General features: G+C 61.4%; 9 protein-coding genes and 1 pseudogene. 3 read left to right on the forward strand and 7 right to left on the reverse strand.

The features are described from left to right. From EN879_RS12885 to EN879_RS12910, 6 genes are all read right to left on the reverse strand, one after another. Positions 1-683: carbohydrate ABC transporter permease (locus EN879_RS12885; RefSeq protein WP_164774394.1), on the reverse strand; the 683-nt coding region annotated here is incomplete at its 3' end. 5 nt (positions 684-688) lie between these two features. Continuing rightward, complete coding sequence (locus EN879_RS12890) at positions 689-1,585, reverse strand: sugar ABC transporter permease (RefSeq protein WP_063167589.1); 897 nt, start codon at positions 1,583-1,585, stop codon at positions 689-691. A 138-nt stretch (positions 1,586-1,723) separates the two neighbouring features. After that, entirely contained in the window at positions 1,724-2,971 is a 1,248-nt protein-coding gene (locus EN879_RS12895) for a sugar ABC transporter substrate-binding protein (protein ID WP_024502559.1), read from the reverse strand. 110 nt (positions 2,972-3,081) lie between these two features. After that, positions 3,082-4,227, reverse strand: a complete 1,146-nt coding sequence (locus EN879_RS12900; RefSeq protein WP_063167588.1) for an ABC transporter ATP-binding protein — start codon at positions 4,225-4,227, stop codon at positions 3,082-3,084. An 89-nt stretch (positions 4,228-4,316) separates the two neighbouring features. After that, positions 4,317-5,267 carry a PfkB family carbohydrate kinase gene (locus tag EN879_RS12905; protein WP_063167587.1) on the reverse strand — a complete coding sequence of 317 codons (951 nt, stop codon included), beginning with the start codon at positions 5,265-5,267 and terminating at the stop codon, positions 4,317-4,319. Between the two features lie 3 nt (positions 5,268-5,270). Continuing rightward, positions 5,271-6,071: a class I fructose-bisphosphate aldolase gene (locus tag EN879_RS12910; RefSeq protein WP_023756676.1), complete on the reverse strand. Its 801-nt coding sequence runs from the start codon at positions 6,069-6,071 to the stop codon at positions 5,271-5,273. A gap of 162 nt (positions 6,072-6,233) precedes the next feature. On the opposite strand from EN879_RS12910, the gene EN879_RS12915 reads away from it, so the two are divergent. The 3 genes from EN879_RS12915 (at position 6,234) to EN879_RS12925 (ending at position 9,375) form a co-directional block, all read left to right on the forward strand. Continuing rightward, positions 6,234-6,995 (forward strand): DeoR/GlpR family DNA-binding transcription regulator, encoded by a 762-nt coding sequence (locus EN879_RS12915; RefSeq protein WP_013532952.1) that lies wholly within the window; start codon positions 6,234-6,236, stop codon positions 6,993-6,995. A gap of 267 nt (positions 6,996-7,262) precedes the next feature. Beyond that, positions 7,263-8,411, forward strand: a complete 1,149-nt coding sequence (locus EN879_RS12920; RefSeq protein ID WP_013532953.1) for a Gfo/Idh/MocA family oxidoreductase — start codon at positions 7,263-7,265, stop codon at positions 8,409-8,411. 10 nt (positions 8,412-8,421) lie between these two features. Next, positions 8,422-9,375, forward strand: coding sequence for an alpha/beta hydrolase (locus tag EN879_RS12925; protein ID WP_082826663.1), 954 nt, complete (start codon positions 8,422-8,424; stop codon positions 9,373-9,375). Here the strand turns inward: EN879_RS12925 and EN879_RS12930 are convergent. Next, positions 9,372-9,543 (reverse strand): annotated as a pseudogene (locus EN879_RS12930) (substrate-binding domain-containing protein); the annotation flags it as partial. The gene EN879_RS12925 and the pseudogene EN879_RS12930 sit on opposite strands and share 4 nt — an antisense overlap.

The raw sequence follows: 9,543 nt of genomic DNA on the forward strand, positions 1-9,543 counted from the left end.
CGCATGGACGTCGACTTCGTCAGCGTCAGCGCAAAGAGAAATTCGTTCCAGCACAACAGGAAGGTGTAGACCGACGTCGCCACGATACCAGGCAGTGAAATCGGGACAATCACCCGCCAAAGCGCGGTCCAGCTGCTGCCGCCGTCGACAGCCACGGCTTCATCGAGATCGCGGGGCAAGGTGTTCAGATATCCCGTCATCAGCAGGATCGCGTAGGGCAGCGTAAACACCAGGTAGGTCAGGATCAGTGCGACATAGGTGTCGAAGATACCGTATGAGACGACAAGCCCGAAGAAGGGGATCAAAAGTGTGATCGGCGGAATCGTCTGCGTGCTGATGATGATTGTGTTCAGGCTGCCCTTGCCGCGGAAATTGAAGCGGCTGAACCCGTAGGCCGCCAGCAAGGCGATCAGCACCGTCAGCACGGTCACCGCTCCCGCCACGAAATAGCTGTTGAAGAAGAAGCGCAGCTTTACCGGGTCGCCAAGGATGGCTGCATACGCTTCCAGCGTGAACGCCTTTGGCAGGATGGTTGGCGGCAGGGCAAAGATTTCGGTATTCGATTTGAACGAGCTGCTCAGCATCCAGTAGATCGGGAATGCCGCGAAAAAGAGCCCTGCTGCAAGCGCTACATGGAGCGCCACGGTGATCAGCCTGTCTTTCGGCGTGTGCCTTTTCCTCATGGTGATTACCGAGCCTTTTGATAGCGAATATAGAACAGCGTCAGGCCGAGAGAGATCAGCAGGATGACCACGGCGCTGGCCGAAGCCTGCGACAGGTTGTAGCTCGAAAATGCCAGCTTGTACGTGTAGGTGCTGAGGACCTCGGTCGAGTAGATCGGGCCACCGCCCGTCGTTATCCAGATTAGCGGGAAGACCTGCATGGTCCAGATGAAGTCGAGCAGCGAGATGCTGATGATGATCGGCATCAGCTGCGGAATGGTGATGAAGATCAGCTTCTGGTAGGCTTTCGCCCCGTCGATATCGGCGGCCTCGTAGAAATCCTTGGGAATGCCCTGCAAACCCGCGAGCAAACTGACCATGAAGAGCGGGTAGCCCGCCCAGATATTGGCAAAAGTGACTGCATGCAGCGCGGTCTCAGGCGAGGAAAACCATTCGACCTTGGAACCGATGATGCCGATTTGCATGAGAATACTGTTCACGACACCGTTCGGCTCAAGCAGGAGGCGCCAGATCACGGCGATGATCACCGCGGTGAACAGCCAGGGCAGTATGTAGAGCACACGCAGAATATTGCGCAGCGTCGGATTGATGCGGTCGCTGTTCAGCATGAGCGCGAAGACCATGCCGATGGTCATGTGGAAAATGACACTCATGCATGTGAAGTAGAGCGTGTGCCACAGCGAAGCCCAGAACACGGGGTCGTCGAAGATCGCCTGGTAGTGCTTCAGTCCGGCAAAGGATGGGTCACGACGCAGCACCGCGCTGTTCTGGAACGAGTAGGCAATCACCGTCACCATCGGCAGCAGCATCAGGAGCCCGACTATGAGCAGCGCGGGCGACAGATAGAGGTAGGGTGCGACCGCTCGTTTGAGCTTGTGGTGGGAGCGCTTTTGCCGGGTCATGTGCCAACCTTGGGATACGCCTTCAAGGGAAGGTAAGCTTTCGAAAACAAGTCCACTCAGAATGCCGATCCGTTGTTGCCGGGTGGCCTGCCCGAAGTCAGGTCACCCGGTCGAAGACAGCAAACGGGAACAGGCCGATCAGAATTTCGCCATCCAGCCCTTCTGAGCGGCGGCGGCGGCTTGTTCCGGAGACTGCTCGCCGGCGAGCATCTTCTGGGCTTGCACGTCGAACTGGGTCATCAGGTCTTCAGCCACCGGCAGGCCCGTGAACTCATTGGCGAGATGACCGGTCTTGAAGATTTCAAAAGCCTTGCCGAAAGCCTTGTCCGAGGTCACGAAATCGGGCTTGGCGTTGACGTTGCCCGGGAAGGCGTTTGCAAGCGACACGAGCTTGGCGTTGACCTTTTCACTCATCAGATATTGGACGAGTTTCCAGGCCTCTTCCTGATGTTTCGAAGCCGCAGAGATGCCGATGCCCCAGGAGGCATAGGGAAGGCCGCGCTTGCCGGTATAGTTTTCCACGACAGGGACCGGGATGAGGTCGAAGTTCAGCTTGGGATTGCGCTTGCGGATGAGGTTCACATGCGCGAGCGAGTCGATCATCATCCCGACGCGGTTGTTGACGAACTCCTCGACCTTTTCCTGCTCGGTCTTGGTGGCGATGCCGGGCGAGATGGTGCCGGCGTCATTGAGTGATTTGACGAAAGTGAGCATATCCACCACCGGTTTGCCCTCAAGGTCCGGCTTGCCGCTCGCCATCATCGACTGGCCCGAAGCCCAAACCCACGACATCATGTCGTTCTGGACGCCGGATGGCGTTTGCAGCGACAGGGGCAGCACCCAGCCATACTGGTTCTGGTCGGCGTGCGTCATCTTCTTGGCGGCTTCGAGAAACTCCGCACGGGTCGACGGCAGCTTGGTCACGCCCGCCTTGGCGGCGAGGTCCAAATTCACGAAGACCGGATAGACGAACGAAGCCACGGGAAACATCACGGCCTTGCCGTCCACCTTGATGATATCCGCGACCTGGCTCTTGTCGAAACCGCTCGCATCCATCATCGGATTCATGTCGGCGAGTGCGCCCTGCGCATTCAGATTGTTCACCCAGGCGCCGTCGAGACCGACGACGTCGCTGAGCGTTCCGGTTGCAGCACCAACCGAGATCTGGTCTCGCGTGGTGGCGTAGGGGCCGCTGACCAGCGTCACCTTGATTCCGGGGTTTGCCGCCTCGAACTCGTCCATAATTGACCTGAGCGAGCCAGCCGGCAATTCGGGCTCCCACCATTGGGTGAATTCCAGCGTCGTATCCGCCATGGCGCCGGTTGCGCCAAGCAACCATGCGGCCGCGGCTATTTTCAGCATCGCGGATTTAATACGAAACGTCATTTTCTCCTCCTTCTTTATATTCGCCCGCACAATGCGGCCGATCGTCTGATTATTCAGAAGTCTTCTTACGCAGGCGCCTCACCCTCGCCCGCGGGTCTTATCGCTGATATTCAGATTGCCAGATGCGTCTCGGGGTCGAAGAAATGGAGCTTGGCATCATCCAGGGCCAAGCTGATTTCCGAGCCGGAGCGGACTGTGCTGACCGGTTCGAATTTCGCCACCGCATTCGACGCCAGGCCGAAATCCTGCACCGCGTCAGGGTCGCCGGAGTCCACCCGGACCGCGTCGATGTTGAGATGGACGATTTGTTCGGATCCGAGTTCTTCGATCGAGGTCACCTTTGCCGGTATCGTCTGATACTTGCGGCCGGATTCGAGACTGCTGTCATAGAGATCCTCCGGTCGTATCCCGAACACGACCTTGCGCCCCGCATACGACCTCAAGCCCGGCCTGCGCACGAAGGCTGCATCCTGCAGCCGGATGGCCAAGGCGCCGGACATCAGTTCGTCGCCCGTCAGGGTTGCCTCGAAAAGATTCATCGAAGGAGACCCGATGAAGCCAGCAACGAAAGCGTTCACCGGCGATTCATAGAGCCTCTTGGGTGCGTCGACCTGCTGCAGCACGCCGCCTTTCAACACCGCGACCCTGTCGCCCATCGTCATGGCTTCGGTTTGGTCGTGGGTCACATATATGGTCGTTACGCCGAGCTGCTTTTGCAGACTGGTGATTTCGGCGCGCATTTGAACACGCAGTTTCGCGTCCAGATTGGAAAGGGGTTCGTCCATGAGAAAGGCTGCCGGCTCGCGCACCATGGCGCGGCCCATGGCAACCCTTTGACGCTGTCCGCCTGAAAGGTTCGCGGGTTTGCTGTCCAGCAGAGACGTCAGTTGAAGGGTTTTGGCGATCTCGTCCACGCGCTTTTTGCGCTCGGCCTTCGGCTTGCCTGCCAGCCGCATCGAAAAGCCAATGTTTTCGAACACGGTCATATGCGGGTAGAGAGCGTAGCTCTGGAAGACCATCGCAATGTCGCGGTCCTTGGGCGGCATGTCGACGACGTCGACCCCGCCGATCCGAAGGCTGCCGCTGGTGACGTCCTCCAATCCCGCGATCATCCGCAACGCGGTGGATTTGCCACAGCCGGACGGCCCGACGAGAATCAAGAACTCGCCGTCCTTGACCGACAGGTTCAATTGGTCGATTGCGTGAAAATTGTTCCCGTATGTCTTGCAGATATTCTCAAGAACGACTTCTGCCATATTCCTCCCTCCACAAGTCTAAGCCACTGATTTTTATGATTGTCCTCGGCTTACGTTCACCTGCGAAATTTTTCCTCGGATAGTTCGGGCTATGTTCCGGTATCAAGCCGCGCATATTTCAGTTCGACTGCCGACGGCGCGTTCGTCGATGCCAGGAGTTCCTTGACCTGGTCGTCGGTCGGAAGCGCCTCGCGCCCGCCCCGCCCCGTTATCGAAAGGGCCGCCGCCGCGGCCGCGAATGCGACCCGGCCTGCGGTGTCGGCCCCGCGCGTCAATGCAAGGGCATAGGCGCCATGAAAGCAGTCACCGGCGCCGGTCGAGTCGACGACGGCAACCCGTTGCGGAGGCAGGTGCCAGAGCCCTGTCTCGTCGCGTCCGCGATAGAAGACGCCTCTGCCGCCATCCGTCAGAACCACGGCGGACCGCGACGGCAACCACAATGCATCGAGTATCTCGGCCGGCGAGTGGCGGCCGGTGGCGGTCCGCGCAAAGCCCAGCGGAAGAATGAGATGGTCGCAGAGCCCGATCAGTCTCTCGGTGGCCGGGCCGTGGCTCCATTCGACATCGCCGAGGATCGCAAGGCCGAGATCGCGAGCCCGAGCCACGACATCCAGCGACCCGATCCCGTAACTGTCGACGATCAGGACAGTCGCGCGGCTGAGAACCTCGTCCGGAAAGTCCGGCGCGGTGCCCAGCATCGCTTCGTCGTCATACGCGATGAACCGCTCCCCATCCGAACCGACGGTGATCCGCGAGCGCACCGGGCGCGCGTGCGGGTGGCGCGGCGCGAACGCGGTTTCAACGCCGCTCGCAACGAGATCGCACAACACGGCGTCGTCGGCGGCACTGCCCAGCCATCCGACGAACCCGGCGCTTCCGCCGAGCCGCGCGACGGCGGCAAGTGCCGTCGCGACGTTTCCCCCGAAAGCTCGGGCACTTTGCAAAACCTTCCCCTTGCCCGCCGACAACGGCTGATCGACATAGACGATGTCGTCGATCGCAATAGCTCCGAAGCCGAGGATTGAAGGGACGGCGGGCATCGTTCAGGCACCCGCCTTCGCCAAGGCGTCTTGCGCCGAAAGGCCGTCATGGATGACGCCCCGAAAGGCGATCGCTGCCTTTTCCGGATCGCCGTGCCCCCAGAGATTGCGGCCCACCACGGCACCGCGCGCGCCTGCACGGATGGCGTCCGCCGTCTGTTGAAGGGCGCCGAGCAGCGTGTCGGTCTTCGGACCACCAGCGATCACAACCGGCACCGGGCAGGTCCGAACGGTCTCTCGGAACGACTCGAAATCGCCCGTGTACCCGATCTTGATCACATCGACGCCGGACTCGTAGCCGATGCGTGCCGCATAGGCGATCTCGTCGGGGGTGAAGACGATTTTTGCCCCGTCGGTGAAATCGCGAGGGTAGATATGCGCTACCACCGGCATGCCGTAACGAGCCGCCGCGTTCACCGAATCGGTCAGCCAGCGTATGTATTTTCCCTCGGTCGCGCCGCGCACCGGAATGGCCACGGCCAACGCATCGGCGCCGGCGCGCACCGCATCCTCGGGCGTTGCAATCAGTTCACTGATGCGATCGTCTGGGGTGAAGCAGCCGGCCTGGATCACCAGGGAAGCCTTGCCCGCATATTGCGGCCACAGATGGCGCGCGGTGCCAGGCTGGATGCTGACGTAGTCAGGTTTGCCTACCATGACGCGTGCAAGCGCACCCGGCAGGTCGGCAAGACCTCCTTTGCGCACGTCGCCATAGCCGACAAAGTGGTCGACCGCGCCGCCAAAAAGATTCCCCGATGGATGTGAGAAGAGGCGCGCCAGGCGCACCTTGGTTCCGAGGCTCATGAGTCCAAAACTCTCCAATTGATTGATTTCAAAATCCTGGACCCAGTGTTTGCGAAAGAAATAACAAATGCAATCTTTCGAAAGCTTTCGAATTCGCCTATTTTCGGTAGAGTGAACCGAGGCCAGGGCGATCGCTTGGCGCATGGAGGCAAGGACAGGCCAATGTTGTCAGAGCAGAGACGCCAATCGATCCTGGGTGAAGTGCAACGCAGCGGACAGGTTCGCATCAAGGACCTGTCAGACGATTTTGGCGTGTCGGAAGTCACGGTGCGCTCCGACCTCGAGATACTGGATCGCAAGGGACTGCTGACCAAGACCCGCGGAGGCGCGGTGACCCGGACCACGGATTCGACCACGGCCGCGTTCGCCCGGCGGATGCAAACAAACCTCGATGCAAAGAAACGCATCGCCCGGGCAGCGATAGACCTGTTCGAGGACAACCAATCGGTCATCTTCGATGGCGGCTCGACATTGATGCAGGTTGCCATGCTGTTACCGCCGCTCAGCAATGTCGTGGTCGCGGCCACGGCGATGAATATCGTGCAGCATCTGATGCATCGGCCCGGGCTCGACGTTCACATGATCGGCGGCCGGGTCTACCCGGATACGGTAAGCACGCTGATCACCGATGCCGACACGGCTCTCGGCGGCTTGGTAGCGCATCAGGTCTTTGTTGGAGCGCATGCAATTGACTCGTCACTGGATGTGGTCGACGTGAACGAAGACATGGCGCGAACCAAGCGAAACCTCGTGCGCATGGCCCGGCGCGTTGTCCTCCTTGCGGATTCGAGCAAATGGGGCGTCAGCGGAACCTCCAAGGCCTTTTCGCTGTCGAGCGTCGATGTCGTGATCACCGACGATGGCCTGTCCGGCCCAATACGCAGCCAGCTTGATAGGACAGGGGCCAAGGTGATCTATGCCTGACCCCGTCGAGGTCCCTGGCCGCGGCGGAAATATCCGATGCGCGCATGACCCACGGCATCCGCATCGGCGGTCGGCCGTTTTTTCATGTCGGTCATTTTCTCCTCCCAGGACTGGCAGCCTCCCGATATCGCGCCAGCATTTTCGCATGTTGTATAAAAATTTTACGCGCGTCAATATTTAAAATGTTGTATAGCCCTTTGCGAAGGCGATCCGTTACTTCTGGGCGGATTCGGCAGACGGTGACCGCGTTGGGAGGTACGATCGAAAATGCACGGGATATCAACGACGAAACTCGGGATCGGCGTCATCGGATGCGGCAATATCTCGATGACCTATCTGCGCAATGCCGCTCTCTTCGGCGGCATCGAGTTGCGCGCCTGCGCCGATATCTCGGCCGACATGACGGCGCTGCGGGCGAAGGAATATGGCATACGGGCACTCGGCGTCGATGCACTGCTGGCCGACCCCGAGATCGATCTCGTCCTCAACCTGACCATTCCGGCGGCGCATTTCGACATTTCGTTTGCCGCCCTTTCGGCCGGCAAGCACGTCTTCACCGAAAAGCCGCTCGCCACCTCGGCCGCCGATGGACGGCGCCTGGTCGACGAGGCGCGGTCGCGCGGGCTGCTGCTCGGCTCGGCGCCCGACACCTTCCTTGGTGCAGCCGGACGCCGCGCCCGCCGGCTGATGGATGACGGCGCCATCGGCCGCCCGGTCACCGGCACCGCCTTCATGATGGGCCGCGGCATGGAGCACTGGCACCCCAACCCGCAGTTCTACTACCAGCCAGGCGGTGGCCCGGTGTTCGACATGGGCCCCTACTATCTGACCATGCTGGTCAATCTGCTCGGCCCGGTCGAACGCGTCATGGCGATGGCGACGCGCGGCCAGGAGGAGCGGCTGATCACTGCCGAAGGGCCATTCAAGAACACCACATTCAAGGTCGGCACGCCGACCAATGTGCTGTCGCTGCTGGAGTTCCGCTCCGGCGCAACCGTCACCTTCGGCGCCTCGTGGGATGTCTTTCGCCACTCCAACCATCCGATCGAACTGCACGGCACGGAAGGCTCGCTGCGCCTGCCCGACCCCGACACGTTCGGCGGCACCGTGTCGCTGTCGAAACGCGGCACCGACTGGAGGGATTTCGCCAGCGAAGGCGAACTCTATGGCGCCCGCAACTGGCCTTATGCGGCGCCCGATCGCGCCAATTACCGCATGCTCGGCGTCGCCGATCTGGTGCGCTCGCTTCAGACCGGCAACACGCCACGCGCCTCCGGCAATCTGGCGCTGCATGTGCTGGAGATCATGGAGGCTATCCTGCGCTCCGGTGAAACACAGGGCTCGGTCGCCATCGCGGGCGATGTCGTCCAGCCGGCCCTGCTGACCGAGGAAGAGGCGAGCGATCTGCTGGCCTGAGGGTATGATCATGACGCTCGATCCGGATGCGCTGCGCGTCCTCGACATGGCTCGTGCAGCCGGCGGCAAGCCATTCGAGACCGGCAGCGTGGCGGCGGCGCGAGCTGCCTACAACGCCTCGTTCCCGACGCTGCAAGGTGAGCATGAGCCGGTCGCGACGACCTTTGAACAGCAGATCGACGGGCCGAACGGCCCCATCGCTGTCCGCATCCATCGCGGCATCGACGCACTGCCGAGCGGGGCGCCGGCGCTGCTCTATCTGCATGGCGGCGGCTGGGTCATCGGCAATCTCGATTCACATGACGAGATCTGCCGCCTGATGGCCAATCTCGGCAACGCCGTCATTGTCTGCCCCGACTATCGCCTGGCCCCGGAGCACAAATTTCCCGCCGGGCTCGAGGATTGCCTGGCGACACTTCGCTTCATGGCCGAGAATGCCGTCGACCTGGGCATCGACAAGGTGCGCATTGGTGTTGCCGGCGACAGCGCCGGCGGCAATCTTGCCGCAGTGCTGGCGCTGCTCGCACGCGATGGGCTCGCTCCACCACTTGCGACGCAGATCCTGATCTATCCCAACACCGACGCGCGGCAGACATCGGACAGCTACCGGCGTTTCGGCGACGGCTTCGGCCTTACCGCGACGACCATGGCATGGTTCCGCGACCATTATGTGCGAACGCCCGACAATATCATGGACTGGCGCGTCTCGCCCTTGCTGGCGCCTGATCTTGCCGGCGTCGCGCCAGCATTCGTGGCGCTTGCGGGCTGTGACATCCTGGCCGACGAAGGGGCAGCCTATGCGGCGCGCCTGCAGGCCGCGGGCGTGCCTATGATCCTGCGGCAATGGCCGGGCCAGATCCATGGCTTCGTCTCGATGGGACGCCATATTCCCGCCGCCCGGCAAGCGGTGGTCGAGGGGGTGACGGCCTGGCGCCACTTCGAGGGATCGACGTCGACCGGTTAGGCCGACTGACGCATCACCAGGTTGGCACCGAGCTTGACGGTGCGCGCCATGCCCTGCTTCGGCGGATCGGCCTCGTCCAGCAGGGCCAGCAGGATCTCGACGCTGCGGCCGGCCATGGCGGTGAAATCCTGCGCCATGGTGGTCAGCGCCGGACAGGTGTAGCGGCTC

The sequence above is a fragment of the Mesorhizobium sp. M7A.F.Ca.AU.002.02.1.1 genome (assembly GCF_003998535.1).
Taxonomy (GTDB): domain Bacteria; phylum Pseudomonadota; class Alphaproteobacteria; order Rhizobiales; family Rhizobiaceae; genus Mesorhizobium; species Mesorhizobium ciceri.